This is a genomic window from Mesorhizobium sp. LNJC405B00 (genome assembly GCF_000502615.1).
Classification (GTDB): Bacteria; Pseudomonadota; Alphaproteobacteria; order Rhizobiales; family Rhizobiaceae; genus Mesorhizobium.
Genome location: NZ_AYWC01000002.1, coordinates 306511 through 321317 on the forward strand (window position 1 = coordinate 306511; position 14807 = coordinate 321317).

The 14807-nt window shown below is 64.2% G+C and carries 14 protein-coding genes and 1 pseudogene; 7 read left to right on the forward strand and 8 right to left on the reverse strand.

Features of this window, described 5'->3' with window-relative positions:
- Positions 1-98 precede the first annotated feature (98 nt).
- On the reverse strand, positions 99-395 hold the full coding sequence (locus tag X756_RS160040) for a YciI family protein (RefSeq protein WP_023703852.1): 297 nt from the start codon (positions 393-395) through the stop codon (positions 99-101).
- 64 nt (positions 396-459) lie between these two features.
- A complete protein-coding gene (locus X756_RS160035; protein ID WP_031237821.1) occupies positions 460-1287 on the reverse strand; it encodes an oxidoreductase in 828 nt (275 codons plus the stop codon).
- A gap of 122 nt (positions 1288-1409) precedes the next feature.
- Between X756_RS160035 and X756_RS160030 the strand changes: the two genes are divergently transcribed.
- Positions 1410-2000: a TetR/AcrR family transcriptional regulator gene (locus X756_RS160030; RefSeq protein ID WP_023728784.1), complete on the forward strand. Its 591-nt coding sequence runs from the start codon at positions 1410-1412 to the stop codon at positions 1998-2000.
- 7 nt (positions 2001-2007) lie between these two features.
- On the opposite strand, the gene X756_RS160025 is transcribed toward X756_RS160030, so the two are convergent.
- The 3 genes from X756_RS160025 to X756_RS160015 all read right to left on the reverse strand — a co-directional run bounded on the left by X756_RS160025 (position 2008) and on the right by X756_RS160015 (position 4372).
- Complete coding sequence (locus X756_RS160025) at positions 2008-2808, reverse strand: hypothetical protein (protein WP_023728785.1); 801 nt, start codon at positions 2806-2808, stop codon at positions 2008-2010.
- Between the two features lie 41 nt (positions 2809-2849).
- Complete coding sequence (locus X756_RS160020; protein ID WP_023728786.1) at positions 2850-3788, reverse strand: CHAD domain-containing protein; 939 nt, start codon at positions 3786-3788, stop codon at positions 2850-2852.
- Positions 3789-3874: 86 nt separating this feature from the next.
- Complete coding sequence (locus X756_RS160015; RefSeq protein ID WP_023728787.1) at positions 3875-4372, reverse strand: CYTH domain-containing protein; 498 nt, start codon at positions 4370-4372, stop codon at positions 3875-3877.
- A gap of 90 nt (positions 4373-4462) precedes the next feature.
- On the opposite strand from X756_RS160015, the gene X756_RS160010 reads away from it, so the two are divergent.
- From X756_RS160010 to X756_RS159995, 4 genes are read left to right on the forward strand one after another with little or no spacing between them, the layout of a single operon-like run.
- Positions 4463-5167: a DUF1956 domain-containing protein gene (locus X756_RS160010; RefSeq protein ID WP_023728788.1), complete on the forward strand. Its 705-nt coding sequence runs from the start codon at positions 4463-4465 to the stop codon at positions 5165-5167.
- Positions 5164-6117: an HlyD family efflux transporter periplasmic adaptor subunit gene (locus tag X756_RS160005; protein WP_023728789.1), complete on the forward strand. Its 954-nt coding sequence runs from the start codon at positions 5164-5166 to the stop codon at positions 6115-6117. Before X756_RS160010 ends, X756_RS160005 begins: the two co-directional genes overlap by 4 nt.
- On the forward strand, positions 6114-7034 hold the full coding sequence (locus X756_RS160000) for an ABC transporter ATP-binding protein (protein ID WP_023673289.1): 921 nt from the start codon (positions 6114-6116) through the stop codon (positions 7032-7034). Before X756_RS160005 ends, X756_RS160000 begins: the two co-directional genes overlap by 4 nt.
- Positions 7031-8167 carry an ABC transporter permease gene (locus X756_RS159995; RefSeq protein WP_023681282.1) on the forward strand — a complete coding sequence of 379 codons (1137 nt, stop codon included), beginning with the start codon at positions 7031-7033 and terminating at the stop codon, positions 8165-8167. The genes X756_RS160000 and X756_RS159995 overlap by 4 nt, the downstream gene beginning before the upstream one ends.
- A 4-nt stretch (positions 8168-8171) precedes the next feature.
- Here X756_RS159995 and X756_RS159990 read toward each other — a convergent pair whose 3' ends face one another.
- From X756_RS159990 to X756_RS159985, 3 genes and pseudogenes are all read right to left on the reverse strand, one after another.
- Entirely contained in the window at positions 8172-8771 is a 600-nt protein-coding gene (locus tag X756_RS159990; protein ID WP_023728790.1) for a DNA-3-methyladenine glycosylase, read from the reverse strand.
- Between the two features lie 17 nt (positions 8772-8788).
- Positions 8789-9168: pseudogene (locus X756_RS01000000165165) on the reverse strand (nuclear transport factor 2 family protein).
- 8 nt (positions 9169-9176) lie between these two features.
- The gene (locus X756_RS159985; protein WP_023673293.1) at positions 9177-10154 is read right to left on the reverse strand and encodes a threonine/serine dehydratase; all 978 of its coding nucleotides are present in this window, start codon (positions 10152-10154) and stop codon (positions 9177-9179) included.
- Positions 10155-10349: 195 nt separating this feature from the next.
- On the opposite strand from X756_RS159985, the gene X756_RS159980 reads away from it, so the two are divergent.
- Complete coding sequence (locus X756_RS159980) at positions 10350-12371, forward strand: hydantoinase/oxoprolinase family protein (protein ID WP_023728791.1); 2022 nt, start codon at positions 10350-10352, stop codon at positions 12369-12371.
- Between the two features lie 123 nt (positions 12372-12494).
- Positions 12495-14666 (forward strand): malate synthase G, encoded by a 2172-nt coding sequence (locus X756_RS159975; RefSeq protein WP_023728792.1) that lies wholly within the window; start codon positions 12495-12497, stop codon positions 14664-14666.
- Positions 14667-14807: the final 141 nt, after the last annotated feature.

A 14807-nucleotide genomic window follows, 5' to 3' on the forward strand; every position in this document is an offset into this window, starting at 1 on the left:
CCAGAAACCTCGACAGGATCGCGCCCGCCAGCGTGCGCAAAGCTGGCCCGTTCGAGAGCGACTTTCGCTGCCGCATCGATGCGGTTTGGTCGAAATGGTTAGCCGTGCGTTTTCAAATGCAGCATCGGATGGTGTTCGTAGTGCCCGGCGCCATTCTTCACGATCGGGTCCTCCGAGGTGATCGCCTCTATGTCCAGATCATCGGCAATCCGATAGAGCGACACCCCATAACCGCCAGCCGGGTCCATCACGGGGCCGTGCGCGACGATAAGCCTCTTTTCAAGCAGGTCATCCAGGAATGCTCCGTGCTGCTTCATCCACTCTTCCTCATCGGTGGTCATCGTTGCCAGAAAGTCGGAACGCGGCGGAATATATTTGCACAAATAGGACTTCATTCGTCGCTCCTCGGCGAAAGGAGGCTCGCCTGCCGGACTGGCCTGGCGATGCCGTGATTTTAGATCAATCGGCCACGCCCATCTGCTTGCGGAAGCTCTTGTCGAACCTGTTTTCGGGCACGAAGCGCCGCATGAAGCGAAGACGGCCTGCCGTTTTGCCAGGCGTATAGCGCATGCTCGGCGTCTTTTCGGTGGCTGCCTGTACCACTTTGTCGGCCACGGCTTCCACCGGATCGCCGCTCGCGATTCTGTTGCGCCAGGTCGAATTCATGGCTGAGCGCCCCTGTTCGTAGACGCCGGAAATCCGGTCAGGCTGTTCGGCGTTCTCTTCCAGTCCGGTGCGGGTGAAGGCGGGCTCGACAAGGGAAACCCTGATGCCGAACGTTCGAAGTTCGTGATCGAGCGACTCGGAATATCCTTCGACTGCGTGTTTGGTGGCGGTGTAGAGGGCGGTGAATGGCCCCGGCAGGAAACCGGACACCGAACTGATGTTGATGATCCGGCCCTCGCCCTGTCTGCGCATGATGGGCAGCACTTCATTGGTCATGCGAACGATGCCGAAGACATTTATGTCGAACAGGCTTTGGGCTTGAGCGACCGATGATTCCTCGGCGCCGCCGATCAGGCTGCGGCCCGCATTGTTTACCAGTACGTCGATCCGGCCGGCGAGGGCGACAACTTGCTTGATGGCGTCTCTGACGGACCCATCATCGGTGACGTCGCAAGGGACCATGTGAATGCCCTGACGCACTTCGTTGGGCGCAGCTCGGCGGCTGGTGCCGAACACGCGATACCCCGCCCGGATGAGCGCAAGTCCGGCCGCATGCCCGATGCCACCCGAAGCGCCGGTGATCAGCGCGATCTTCTCGGCGCGCGACTGAACTTGTGTCATCTCAACTTTCCTGCGTAATGATTATGATCGTAATCATTGGGTGATAATGACCGCCATAATCATTGTCAGCGCCTCCGCCACGTCTTATATGTCGATCATCATCAATAGGAGAGGATGCGGTCGTGAAGGTGAGCAAGGAGATGGTCGAGTTAAATCGAGAGCGGGTCATCGATACCGCCGCAAAGCTCTTCCGCGAACAAGGGATCGACGGGATCGGCATTGCCGATCTGATGAGCGCGGCCGGGCTTACCCACGGAGGCTTCTACCGACAATTCAAGTCGAAGGACGACCTCATCGTTCAGGCCATGCAGCGGGCCTTCAGTGACATGAGCGCCGATCTATCCGCCCGGCTCGCTTCGACCGATACTCCGTTTGAGACGCTCGTGCGCCACTACATCTCGGACCATCATCGCGACAATCCGGGGCACGGATGCAGCCTCACCGCACTGGCGGCCGATGCCGCCCGGCACGACGATCCAGCGCTTCGATCGTTCTTCGGAAGCATCGTCAGCAATTATATCGCGTTGATCATTTCACTCCTGCCTGGAAGCGACCCGGCCGCGAAGCGGAGTGCCGCGATCGCATTCCTAGCGGAAATGGTCGGATCGGTGATCCTCTCCCGCGTCGTGCCCGATCCGACGCTTTCCGCTGAGATCATCGACACTGTCTCGAATGATCTCATAGGGCGCCACTCGCCATCGGCGCCGGTTTGAATGGTTGCTATTCGGCGGCCTTCGCCTCAGCGGCCCTATCTTCCCAGGTCACCGCCCGGTAGTCGAAACCAAATTCCAGCGTCGGTTTCACGATGCGGAAGAAGGGCGACAGGTCGAAGTCGCGCGGCGTGTAGAGCGAGTGGTGGCGGATGTGCAGGATTTCGCGGCGCGAATAGTTCGACTGCGCCGAGGCGCGGCCGGGCGCGCGGGTGATCTCGGGCAGGATCGGGTAGCGGATCTCACCATAGGCTTCGGCGATCAGCGTCGAGCAAATGGCGCGCGTCGGATCGCCGGAACCGAAAGCCAGCATGCGGCGGCGCCAGCGCACCGGCACCGGTGGCGTCGGCAGGAAAAAGCGCAGCATGTCGAAGATGTTCTTGAGATCGTATTTCAGGCCGAGCTTGCCGATCATGAAGGCGACGACATGGTCGCGGTCTTCCGGCGCCAGCCCGCTCGCCCGGCAGATACGGGTGTTGTAGGTGCGGTAGCGCGACAGCGGCACGGCGACACAGCCTTCGCCGAGCGTGACTTCGATCAGCGGACGCCGTTCCGATCCGTCCTCCGGTTCGGACAACGCATCGCCGATATAGAAGGCCGCATGCGACCAGGTCGACTGTGTCAGGTATTTGATGGCCGCGGAGATCTTCTGGTTGCCTTCGATGAGCAGGATGTCGCCGGGTTCGAGCGTGCGCCGCAACGTCTCGGCGTCGGACGGCGTGTAGGGCTCATAGCCCGAGGATTCGTCCTGCAGCCGGCCGGCAAGCCAGCGGCCAAGTCGGTCGAGAAGCGTGTCGCGCGGCGCGGTCATGGTAAAGTGTGACTAGCACGAGGTGACGTCCTCGGCCATGATCAACCGACCGGGACCTCTTTCGACAATACCGGGCCGGCGAGGTCGTCGCGCACATTGCGCGCGAGTTTCTTTGTCGAGCGCTTGGGGCTGTCGCCGAACAGCTCGGCCGCTCCGGCGAGGCAGCTCTTCTTCAGGCTTTTTTCCGAGCGCTTCAAAAGCTTGCCAAGAAGCCTTGTGTCCTGCGCATCGCCGAGCGGCTCACCGTCGGCCTTGAGCAACACGCGCATGACGAAGACGTCGTGCAGTTCGCCGAGCCTTTCGCCCAGTTCGTCGACCGTCTTGCGCCGCACCTTGATCGGCGTCGGCCACAGCCGGCCGAGCAGCGACAAATGCATCGAGTGGGTCTTGGCAGCCTTGCGCAGATCGTGGAAATCCTCTGCTTCGCCGCGCGATCCCGCCCGGTCCAGCGCCTTCCTGGCACGGCGCAAGGTCTTGCGAGCGCCTTCCGCAAGCACATCGGCTGCATGCTCAGGCAGATCGGGGAGCAGCAGCCGCTCTATCCTGATGAGGCCTTCCTCGCAGGCGGCGGTGGCCGCGCCTATGGCGGCGTCGAGGCCGGCGCCGGCATGCATTTCATGCTGGCGGGCAATCAGCCGGTCGCGCACGCTGTCGAGGCCGCCGCCGGCAACCTGCTCGGGAAAGGCGGCTGCCAGCCGGTCGACGGTCTCGACCAGCGCGGTCGCCTCGCGCGGCCCGGCAAGCAGCGCCGCCACCTGACGGTAGCATTGGTTCTCAGTCCGACAGAATGTTTCATTTCCGGAACGGACCAGCCGCAGCAAGGCGCGCGCGCTCTTCAGCCGCTTGCGGCATTTGTGCAATGCCTGCTCCGGCTGGTCGCGCGCGACGGCCAGATGGGCAAGCGCCTTGCCGATCTCCTCGCCAAGGATACGCCTGACCTCGCCGGTCAGCGGCAGGCGCGGATCGATGCGAAAGCTCATGCGGCGATCTCCGGAATCCCCCTAGAGCATGATGCCGAAAAGTGTGAAGCGGTTTTCGGACGACATCATGCTCCATCTCTTTTGATTTAGAGCCGGATTCCAATTTTAGGTCGACCCGACCTAAAATCATCCGGCTCTAGGGCGAGCGACGCGTTGTAAAATCTCTGCTCGCCGGTCACTTCGCGGCCGAGCCAATCAGGCAGCATTTCGTCAGGTACATCCTCCGGCGTCTCCAGTTCGGCCACCACAAGGCCGGCTAGAATCCCGCCGAAAACATCGACTTCGTAGAGATAGCCGCGATGCCTAACATGGTGGCGTGTCTTCTCGATGACATGTCCGATGGCGAAGGCCAGCATCTCCTCTGCGTCCGCCAGTGGAATTTCATATTCGTATTCGTCACGCTCGCGGATCTTGCTGCCGAATTTAAGCGTCAGCTTCGCCGAACTGCCGTCGCTGATGCGCACGCGCACGGTGCGGCCGGGTGTTGCGGCAAGATAGAACTGGCGAATGCGTATATTCGCCTCGGCCATTTCCAGCCATTCGGCGCTGGAGACCAGGAACTTGCGTTCGACTTCCTTGCCCATGGCCGCCCACTAAAGCGTCTGCGGCCCGACATGGCAAGCCGCCGCGGATAATCAATTGACTTTAATCAATCGATTGATTAAGTGCCCAGCATGATCAAAACCGTAGCCGATAAAACGCCCCGCCAGGAGACATCCCCCGCAGAGCAGACGCGCGCCGCACTCGTGCTTTCGGCGCTCAAGCTGTTCGGACGGCAAGGGTTCGACGGCACGTCGACGCGTGAGATCGCCGCCGAGGCCAAGGCCAACATCGGCTCGATCGCCTATCATTTCGGCGGTAAGGAAGGGTTGCGCGCGGCCGCCGCCGACCACATCGTCGAAACCATCCAGTCGGTTGCCGGCCAGGCGCTCGGCGGCACGCAATTGCCGGGTCAAGCCGGCCCGGAGGCGGCGAGGGCACAATTGTTCGCCGCGCTGGAAGCGATGGTGGCGTTTATCGTAGCCAGACCGGAAGCTGGCGATATCGTACAATTTGTACTTAGGGAATTGACGCATCCGACCGCCGCACTCGACCGCATCTATGACGGGGTGTTCGAACCGACGCATCGCCGCCTCTGCCAGATCTGGGAACAGGCGACGGGCGAGCCGGCCGAAAGCGAGGCCACCAAGCTCGTGGTCTTCACGCTGATCGGCCAGGTCATCTATTTCCGCATCGGTCGCGAAGCAGTGATGCGTCGTATGGGCTGGCGCGAGATCGGCAACACCGAGGCCGCCAAGGTGGTGGCGGCGGTGACAGGCAATCTTGGCGCCATACTGGCGGCCCGCAATCCGGTCGCCCGCAAGGAGGGCAAGCGATGAGTTTTCTCTGTTCCCTGCCTCTCGCGGCCAAGCTGTTCGGCGCCTGCGCGCCGGCAGCGCCGCTTGCCGTCGGCTATGTCGAGGGCGACTATGTCTTCCTGGCTCCGATCGAGGTGGCGCAGGTCGAGACCGTCGCGGTCAAGCGCGGCGACCGTGTTGTATCAGGCACGCCGGTGGTGACTCTCGAAAGCGCCGACGCAAAAATCGCCGTCGCCCAGGCAGGGGCCGCGCTCGCCCAGGCGCAGGCGCAGCTTGCCGACCTGCAGATCGGCAAGCGGCCGGAGGAGATCGCGGTGCTGAAGGCCGAGGTCGACATGGCCAAGGCCCAGGCCACGGATGCCAAGCGCAAATACGACCGCGCCGCCGACCTGTTCAAGCGTGGCGCCGGCACGCAGGCCGACTACGACACCGCCGCCGCGACGCTGGAGACCGCCAATGCGCAGGTCGGCCAGGCGCAGGCCAACCTTGCCGTCGGCGGTCTGCCTGCGCGTCCCGAAACGATCAAGGCGGCAGACAATCAGGTCAAACAGGCGCAGTCGGCGTTGAAGCAGTCTGAGTGGCGGCTGTCGAAGCGCGTGCTGGCGGCACCCTCGCCCGGCCGCATCAATGACGTCATCCGCAATCCCGGCGACACCGCCGGTCCGACCGCGCCTGTCATTTCGATGTTGCCGGACGGTGCGGTAAAGCTCAGCGTCTATGTCCCGGAAAGTGCGTTCTCGTCGATCAAGGTCGGCACGCTGCTTGTCGTCCATTGCGACGGCTGCGGGCCGGAGGTGAAGGCGCGCGTCAGCTATGTCTCGCCCGACCCGGAATTCACCCCGCCGGTGATCTACTCGCTCGAGAACCGGCAGAAGCTGGTCTACCTCGTCGAGGCGCGGCCTGAGGGCAAGGCGCAAGCGCTGCAGCCGGGACAGATCGTCGATGTCGAGCTGGCGGCCTCCGCAAAATGAACGCCATCGACGTTCATGGCCTGGTCAAGCGCTTCGGCGACAAGACTGTCGTCGACCATGTGACGATGACGGTGGCCGAGGGCGAGATCGTCGGCTTTCTCGGGCCCAACGGGTCCGGCAAGACGACGACCATCCGCATCATGTGCGGCCTGCTGACGCCCGACGAGGGCGAAGGTACGGTGCTGGGTTTCAACATCCGCACCGAGTCGCTCCGCATCAAGCGCGAAGTCGGCTACATGACGCAGAAATTCTCGTTCTACGAGGATTTGACGATCGGCGAGAATCTCGAATTCGTGGCGCGGCTCTACCGACTGAAGCCGGTCGAGGAGCATGTGTCGAAAACGCTGGAAGAGCTTGGCCTCACGAGCCGCCGCAACCAGCTCGCCGGCACGCTGTCGGGCGGCTGGAAGCAGCGGCTGGCACTGGCCGCCTGCATCATGCACAAGCCGAAGCTGCTGCTGCTCGACGAGCCGACCGCCGGCGTCGATCCGAAGGCGCGGCGCGAATTCTGGGACGAGATCCACCGGCTGGCGAGCGGCGGTCTGACCGTGCTGGTGTCCACCCACTACATGGACGAAGCCGAGCGCTGCCACCGCATCAGCTACATCTCCTACGGCAAGATGCTGGCCACCGGCACGGTGGACGAGGTGGTGACGAATGCCGGTCTGACCACCTTCGTGCTGCAGGGACCGCGCCTCGACCAGGTCGCCGATGCACTCAGGGACCGGCCCGGCGTCGACCAGGTGGCGCCGTTCGGCGCGACGCTGCATGTCGTCGGCTCCGACAAGGCAAAGCTCGAAAAGGCGCTCGCCGATGTCGAGAAGGAGCACAAGGGCGTCAGCGTAAAACCCGGCGAGACCAGCCTCGAGGACGTCTTCATCCAGTTCATGTCCGGCTCGAAGGACAATATGGCATGAACAGCGTCTTCTCCTTCGCCAGGCTCGGTGCGCTGCTGATCAAGGAATTCATCCAGATGCGGCGCGACCGCATCACCTTCGCCATGATGCTGGGCGTGCCGCTTTTGCAGCTGGTGCTGTTCGGCTACGCCATCAACAACGATCCCAAAAGCCTGCCTGCCGCACTGGTGGCGACCAGCAACGACCCCTACACCCGCGCCATTGTCGCGGCCCTGCAGACGACCGGCTACTACCGCTTCGACCATGTTGCGCAAAGTGCCGAGGCTGCCGAATTCCTGATGGCGCGCGGCGATGTCGCCTTCGTCGTCACCATCCCGGCCGATTTCGGCCGCCGGGTGGAGCGTGGCGACAATCCGCAGATACTCATCGAGGCCGACGCCACCGACCCGGCCGCCGCCAGCGGCGCCATCTCGACGCTAAGCAAAGTGGCCAGCCAGGCGCTGCTTCGGGCGCAAGGCATGCAGGAGGCGGCGAGTGAGGCCGCCAGGGGCCAGCTCGATGTGGTGGTGCACCAGCGCTACAATCCGGAAGGCATCTCGCAATACAACATCGTGCCCGGCCTGCTCGGCGTCATCCTGCAGATGACCCTGGTGATGATGACCTCGATCGCGCTGACCCGCGAGACCGAGCGCGGCACGATGGAAAACCTGCTCGCCATGCCGTCCAGCCCGTTCGAGATCATGCTGGGCAAGGTGCTGCCCTATCTGGTGGTCGGCGGCGTCCAGGTGGTGGTGGTGCTGGCGGCGTCGAAGCTTCTGTTCGCCATTCCTTTCACCGGCTCGATGTCGCTGCTGCTTACCGCCGTATTGGTGTTCGTGCTGGCGCTGGTGCTGCTTGGCTACACCATCTCGACCATCGCCCGCACGCAGATGCAGGCGCTGCAGCTGACCTTCTTCTTCTTCCTGCCGTCGATCCTGCTGTCCGGCTTCATGTTCCCCTATCGCGGCATGCCGGGCTGGGCGCAGACCTTCGGCGAGATTTTCCCGCTGACGCATTTTCTGCGCATCACCCGCGCGGTGATGCTGAAGGGCGCTGAACTGCCGGCGGTTGCGGGCGAGATCGCCTGGCTGGTCGGGTTCGTGGCCTTGTTTGCCGGCGTCGCATTGGTGCGGTTCAGGCGCACGCTCGACTGAGCGTTCAGGAATTGAGCGATCGTGGACCGCTGACGAACGGACTGCCCCTCACATAGAACCGCAGCGGGCGGTCCGCATCCTTCGTGATGCCGATGCGGATGCCTTGGCCGATGTCGCCGGGCTCGTGCTCGTCGGCTGCCAGCCATAGCGGGCCTTGGCGGCACAGATCGAGGCCGTCCAGCGAACGGTCGATCCGCAATGCCTGGGCGAGGCGCCCCGGCCCGCGCGCCAGGTCGCGCAGGCGCTCCACGCCCCGGTTCAGCCGCATGATGGCGATGCCTTCGAGCGGCTCCAGCGCCCGGATCAGCACGCCGGTGCCGGTGCCCGGCCCCTCGCTCGAGACATTGAGCATCCAGGAGACCCCATAGGCGAGATAGACGTAGGCGTGTCCGGGCCCAAGGAACAGCGAACGGTTGCGCGGCGTCATGCCGCGATAGCCGTGCCCGGCGGCGTCGCCGGTGACATAGGCCTCGGTCTCGACGATACGGCCGCTGACGATGCCTTCCGGCAGCTCCCGCACCACGAGCTTGCCGATGAGATAGCGGGCGAGATCGGCCGTATCATCAGGCAGTTCGGCACGATCGAGCGGATGGTGGCCGGTCATGCTACCGCCGCCGTGTTTCAAGGTATCCGTTCGACCCATTGCGCGCGCGACTGCCCCGGCTCGAACGGATCGCCGAAATACTGGGTCTCGCGAACCACCTTGCCATCGACGAAGTCCATGATGCTCACCGTATAGGACGGAATCCCGTCATAGGTCAGGACACATTCGGTGATCCAGAGGTCGCCTGACCCGGTGATCCGCCGCACGGCAAAGCGCTTCCGGTTGGGCTGCGTGGCGCGCGACGACTGGATGTTGTGCCGTCCGCTGATGCGCTCGCCTGATTGCGGATAATCGAGCACCGCGTCCTCGCGATAGATCTGATGCTCCGTCTCGAGATCATTGCATCGGAGGCAGCCCAATGGCGATCGAGAGCCGCCCTTATCTCAGCGTCTGCCATATCGGTTCTCAGGCCGCGGCCATGATCTCGGCATAGGTGGTGAAATCGACATTGCCGCCTGACAGCACGACGGCGACGCATTTGCCCGACAGTTCGATCTCGCCTGACGAGAGCGCCGCCAGCGCCACGCAGCCGCCGGGTTCGACCACCAGCTTGAGATGAGCCATGGCGTCGCGCACCGCCTGTGCGGCCGCCTTGTCGGAGACGGCGATGGCGCCGGCGAGGTTCTTGCGGTTGATCTCGAAGGTGATGGCACCGGGCTCTGCGGTGAGGATGGCATCGCAGATCGAACTGTGGCCGGGCTCGTTGGAAACCCTTTTTCCTTCGATCAGCGAGCGGCGGGTGTCGTCGAAATGCTCGGGCTCAACGGCCCAGACTGCTGTGGCCGGCGAGGCATCCTTGACGGCGATCGAAATGCCGCTCGTCAGGCCGCCGCCTCCACAGGGAATGACGACCGCATCGAGGCTGACGCCGAGCGCTTTTGCCTGGCGCATCAGTTCGAGACCGATCGTGCCCTGGCCGGCGATGATGGCCGGATCGTCGAAAGGAGGCACCAGCACCATGCCCTTGTCCATGTAGGGTCGCACCACCGTCATGCGGTCGTCGCGAAAGCGGTCGAACGGCACCACTTCTGCGCCCATCTTGCGAACATTGGCGATCTTCATCGCCGGCGCGTCGGCCGGCATGGCAATGACCGCCTTGACGCCGAACATGGCAGCCGCCGCGGCGACGCCCTGAGCATGGTTGCCTGAGGAGAAGGCGACGACGCCGCGGCTGCGCTCTTCTTCGCTCAGCGAAGACAGTTTGTTGTAGGCGCCGCGGAATTTGAACGAGCCGGTGCGCTGCAGCGTCTCCGGCTTGAACAGGATGCGGCCGCCGAAGCGTTTGTTGAGTTCCAGCGATTCGATCAAGGTCGTTTCGGCGATCAGGCCGGAGAGCCGCGCGGCGGCGGCATGGATGTCGGCGATGCCGGGAAGCGTGGTCATGGCGAAGTCCTGAAAGGGATGAGATCGGCGCATGGTGCACGCAAAGGCAGGCCACGCACCAATGAAAAAATGTGACCGTTACAAAGTTTGGCGGGCATGAGCGGCGACGAGGGTCAAACTGGCCCACCTCTCCCGCCTTTATCCGCCGGGCCGTATCGGCTAAGGGCGGGGGAGCAGAATCCCGGACCGCCAGACATGACCGCCAAGCCAAAACCCCTGTTCCTCGGTATCGACACCGGTGGCACCTATACCGATGCCGTGCTGTGGTCGGAACAAGGCGGGCCAAAAGGCAAGGTGCTGGCCAAGGCCAAGGCGCTGACCACGCGGCACGATCTTGCCGTCGGCATTTCCGGCGCGGTCGATGCGGTGCTGGGAAAATCGGCCACCGATCCGGCCGCGATCAAACTCGTGTCGATGTCGACGACGCTCGCCACCAATGCGCTGGTCGAGGGCCAGGGTGGGCGTGTGGCGCTCATCATGATCGGCTTTACCGGGGCCGACCTTGCGCGCGACGGGCTGAAGACGGCGCTCGGCACCGATCCGGTGGTGTTTTGTCCGGGCGGCCATGACGTGCACGGCAATGCGGCCAAGCTCGATCTGTCGGGGCTGGAAGCAGCACTCCCTGAACTCGGCGCCTCGGTGTCGGGCTTTGCCGTCTGCGCCTATTTCGCCACCCGCAACCCGGCGCATGAACTCGCCGCGCGCGACCTCATCCGTGAAAAGACCGGCCTCCCGGTGACCGCCAGCCATGAATTGTCGGCCAAGCTCGGCGGTCCGCGTCGCGCGCTCACCACCTTGCTCAACGCCAGGCTGATCTCGATGATCGACCGGCTGGTGGCGGCAACCGAAGGATTTTTGGAAGCCCGCAACATCGCAGCGCCCTTGATGGTGGTGCGCGGCGATGGCGCGCTGGTTTCGGCGGCGTTTGCCCGCCAGCGGCCGATCGAGACCATCCTCTCCGGCCCGGCCGCCAGCCTGGTCGGCGCCCGCCACATGACGGGCCTGGACAACGCCATGGTGTCGGACATTGGCGGCACCACCACCGATATCGCCGTGCTCGACGGCGGCCGTCCTCGGCTCGATCCCGAAGGCGCCACCGTCGGCGGCTTCCGCACCATGGTCGAGGCGGTCGCCATGCGCACTTTCGGCCTCGGCGGCGATTCCGAAGTGGCACTGGAAGATGGCGCGCTCAACCCGAAAATCCTGCTCGGGCCGCGCCGCCTGGTGCCGCTGGCGCTGGCCGGCATGATGCATGGTGTTTCCGTGACATCGGAGCTCGAGCGCCAGCTCAGGGCGCCTAACCCCGGCCGCATGGACGGCCGCTTTGCGCTGCGCACGGGCGTGCCGGACAGGCTCGCCGCCGGCCTGACCGCGCCCGAGGCGAAACTGTATGAACTCATTGGTGCCGTGCCGCTCGCCATCGACAGGCTGCTCACCTCGAACGCCCAGAACGCCACGCTGAACCGGCTGGTCTCGCGCGGTCTTGTGCATATCTCGGGCTTCACCCCTTCGGACGCCGCGCATGTGCTCGGCAAGCAGGCCAACTGGGACCCGCTTGCGGCCCGGCTCGGCGCCGAACTGTTTGCCCGCAAGCGCGACGGCCGCGGCCAGTACATCGCGCCGTCTCCGGAGGTGATTTCCGAACGCGTGCTGCTGACGCTGACGCGCTGGTCGGCCGAATACATTCTGGAGACCGCCTTTGCCGAAGACGGGCTGGATGGCGCCGCCACCGTCGCGCATGCGCTGGTGCAGCGCGCCGTCGATTCCCATCCCGGCATCGCAAGGCTCAGCGTCGCGCTCGATCGTCCGGTCATCGGCCTCGGCGCCTCGGCGCCGCTGCACTATGCCGGCTTGGCCGAGCTGGTCGGTAATGAGTGCGTTGTGCCGGAGGATACCGACGTCGCCAACGCACTCGGCGCCGTCGTCGGCCAGGTCCGCGTCTCGGCCGAAGCCCGCGTCAGCCAGCCTAAGGAAGGTTTGTTTCGTTTGGCGTCGGGGCAAACGGTGCGCGACTTCACGGACGAGGCCGAGGCGATCGCGGCAGCGGAGGCTGATGTGCGGGCGATCGTAGCCGCGCGCGCGAAGGATGCCGGCACGGATAATGCCGAGATCGACGTTTCGACCGAGTTCAAGGTGTCTACGGTTGAGGCCCAACGGATGTTTATCGAAGCGCATGTGGTGGCGGTTGCATCGGGTCGGCCGAGGATTGCGGTTTAGGTGATCTCCCCCACGAGGGGAGAGATCAGCAGCTTCAAATTCCCCGCCTTCACCCTAAGCTGAATTGACCCTTCACCCCTGACATGCCAAAGGCCGCAAAGCCTTTCATCTGGAGAAGCCCTGATGACCGATCGCGTCGAGATCGCCGGATTGCGGATTGCCCGCGAACTGCATGACTTTGTCGGCGAAGCGCTGCCGGGTACCGGCATTGCCGCCGACGCCTTCTGGAACGGCTTTTCGGCTATCGTCCATGATCTCGCGCCGAAGAACCGGGCGTTGTTGGCCAAACGCGACGCCATGCAGGAACAGATCGACGCCTGGCACCGCGCCAATGGCGCGCCCATCGACATGGAGGCCTACAAAACCTTCTTGCGTGAGATCGGCTATCTCGTGCCCGAAGGGCCGGCCTTTTCCGTGTCGACCGACAATGTCGACCCCGAGATCGCCACGGTTGCCGGGCCGCAGCTGGTGGTGCCGGTGATGAATGCGCGTTATGCGATCAACGCCGCCAATGCCCGCTGGGGCTCGCTCTATGATGCGCTCTACGGCACCGACGCCATTGCCGAGACCGGTGGCGCCGAGAAGGGTAAAAGCTTCAACCCCGTGCGCGGCGCCAAGGTGGTTGCCTGGGCGAAGAGTTTTCTGGACGAGTCCGTGCCGCTCACCTCGGGCAAATGGGCCGGCGTGAACGGGCTGACGGTTTCGGGTGGCACCTTGCGGCTCGGCGCCGGCGCCGGCGGCACCACGCTGGCCAACCCGAAACAATTTGCCGGCTATCGTGGCGACGGCGCCAACCCGGAAGCCATCCTGCTGGTCCAGAACGGCCTGCACATCGAGATCCTCATCGACCGCACCAACCAGATCGGCCGCACCGACCCGGCCGGCATTGCCGACGTGATCCTGGAATCGGCGCTGACCACCATCCAGGACTGCGAGGATTCGGTCGCGGCGGTGGATGCCGAGGACAAGGTCATCGTCTACCGCAACTGGCTCGGCCTGATGAAGGGCGATCTGGCGGAGGAAATCAGCAAGGGCGGCAAAACCTTCACGCGCAAACTCAATCCGGACCGCGCCTGGACCGCGCCCAGTGGTGGCGCGCTGAGCTTGCCTGGCCGCTCGCTGATGCTGGTGCGAAACGTCGGTCACCTCATGACCAATCCGGCCATCCTCGACCGCGATGGCAACGAGGTGCCGGAAGGCATCTTGGATGCGGCGATGACGGCGCTGATCGCGCTGCACGATGTCGGGGCCAACGGGCGCCGGATGAATTCCCGCGCGGGCTCGATGTATGTGGTGAAGCCGAAGATGCATGGGCCGGAGGAAGTCGCCTTCGCAGTCGAGATTTTCGACCGCGTCGAAGCGCTGCTCGGTATGGCCAAAAACACCATCAAGATGGGCATCATGGACGAGGAGCGGCGCACCACCGTCAACCTCAAGGAGGCGATCCGCGCCGCCAGGGAACGCGTCGTGTTCATCAACACCGGCTTCCTCGACCGCACCGGCGACGAGATCCACACCTCGATGGAAGCCGGCCCGATGATCCGCAAGGGCGACATGAAGCAGGCCGCCTGGATTTCCGCCTATGAGGCGTGGAATGTCGACGCCGGGCTCGAATGCGGGCTGGCCGGCCATGCCCAGATCGGCAAGGGCATGTGGGCGATGCCCGATCTGATGGCGGCGATGCTGGAACAGAAGATCGCGCATCCCAAGGCCGGCGCCAACACCGCCTGGGTGCCGTCGCCGACGGCGGCGACGTTGCACGCCACGCACTATCACAAGGTCGATGTCCATGCCGTCCAGGCGGCGCTCAAGAGCCGGCCGAAGGCGAAGCTCGATGATATATTGTCCGTGCCGGTGGCGGTGCGGCCGAACTGGACCCCCGACGAGATCCAGCGCGAGCTCGACAACAATGCGCAAGGCATTCTCGGCTATGTCGTGCGCTGGATCGACCAGGGCGTCGGCTGCTCGAAAGTGCCCGACATCAACGATGTCGGCCTGATGGAAGACCGCGCCACGCTGCGCATCTCCTCGCAGCACATCGCCAACTGGCTGCACCACAAGGTCTGCTCCGAAATCCAGGTGATGGATTCGCTGCGCCGCATGGCGGCGATCGTCGACCTGCAGAACGCCGGCGACCCGCTCTACCGCCCGATGGCCACCGATTTCGACAATTCCATCGCCTTCCACGCCGCCTGCGACCTGGTGTTTAGAGGCCGCGAACAGCCGAATGGCTATACGGAACCGGTGCTGCACGCACGGCGGCTGGAGCTGAAGGCGAAAGAGCGGGCGAATTAGCGCCTGCGTTTCCCTCCCCCTTGAGGGGAGGGTGGCCCGAAGGGCCGGGTGGGGTCCTGCGTGAAGTGCGCCGACTCCCTTCGGACGACACTACAAGCAATGTCATCGCAGAGGCCCTTTCTCGGCTCGGCTTCAAAAAAA

Bases quoted from the DNA above. Each gene is read 5' to 3' on its own strand.
- X756_RS159990 (WP_023728790.1), bottom strand. From the start codon at position 8,771: ATGACCGGCCACCATCCGCTCGATCGTGCCGAACTGCCTGATGATACG.
- X756_RS160025 (WP_023728785.1), bottom strand. From the start codon at position 2,808: ATGACCGCGCCGCGCGACACGCTTCTCGACCGACTTGGCCGCTGGCTT.
- X756_RS160035 (WP_031237821.1), bottom strand. From the start codon at position 1,287: ATGACACAAGTTCAGTCGCGCGCCGAGAAGATCGCGCTGATCACCGGC.
- X756_RS159985 (WP_023673293.1), bottom strand. From the start codon at position 10,154: ATGACCACGCTTCCCGGCATCGCCGACATCCATGCCGCCGCCGCGCGG.
- X756_RS160000 (WP_023673289.1), top strand. From the start codon at position 6,114: ATGAACGCCATCGACGTTCATGGCCTGGTCAAGCGCTTCGGCGACAAG.
- X756_RS160040 (WP_023703852.1), bottom strand. From the start codon at position 395: ATGAAGTCCTATTTGTGCAAATATATTCCGCCGCGTTCCGACTTTCTG.
- X756_RS160020 (WP_023728786.1), bottom strand. From the start codon at position 3,788: ATGAGCTTTCGCATCGATCCGCGCCTGCCGCTGACCGGCGAGGTCAGG.
- X756_RS160010 (WP_023728788.1), top strand. From the start codon at position 4,463: ATGATCAAAACCGTAGCCGATAAAACGCCCCGCCAGGAGACATCCCCC.
- X756_RS159995 (WP_023681282.1), top strand. From the start codon at position 7,031: ATGAACAGCGTCTTCTCCTTCGCCAGGCTCGGTGCGCTGCTGATCAAG.
- X756_RS159975 (WP_023728792.1), top strand. From the start codon at position 12,495: ATGACCGATCGCGTCGAGATCGCCGGATTGCGGATTGCCCGCGAACTG.
- X756_RS159980 (WP_023728791.1), top strand. From the start codon at position 10,350: ATGACCGCCAAGCCAAAACCCCTGTTCCTCGGTATCGACACCGGTGGC.
- X756_RS160015 (WP_023728787.1), bottom strand. From the start codon at position 4,372: ATGGGCAAGGAAGTCGAACGCAAGTTCCTGGTCTCCAGCGCCGAATGG.
- X756_RS160005 (WP_023728789.1), top strand. From the start codon at position 5,164: ATGAGTTTTCTCTGTTCCCTGCCTCTCGCGGCCAAGCTGTTCGGCGCC.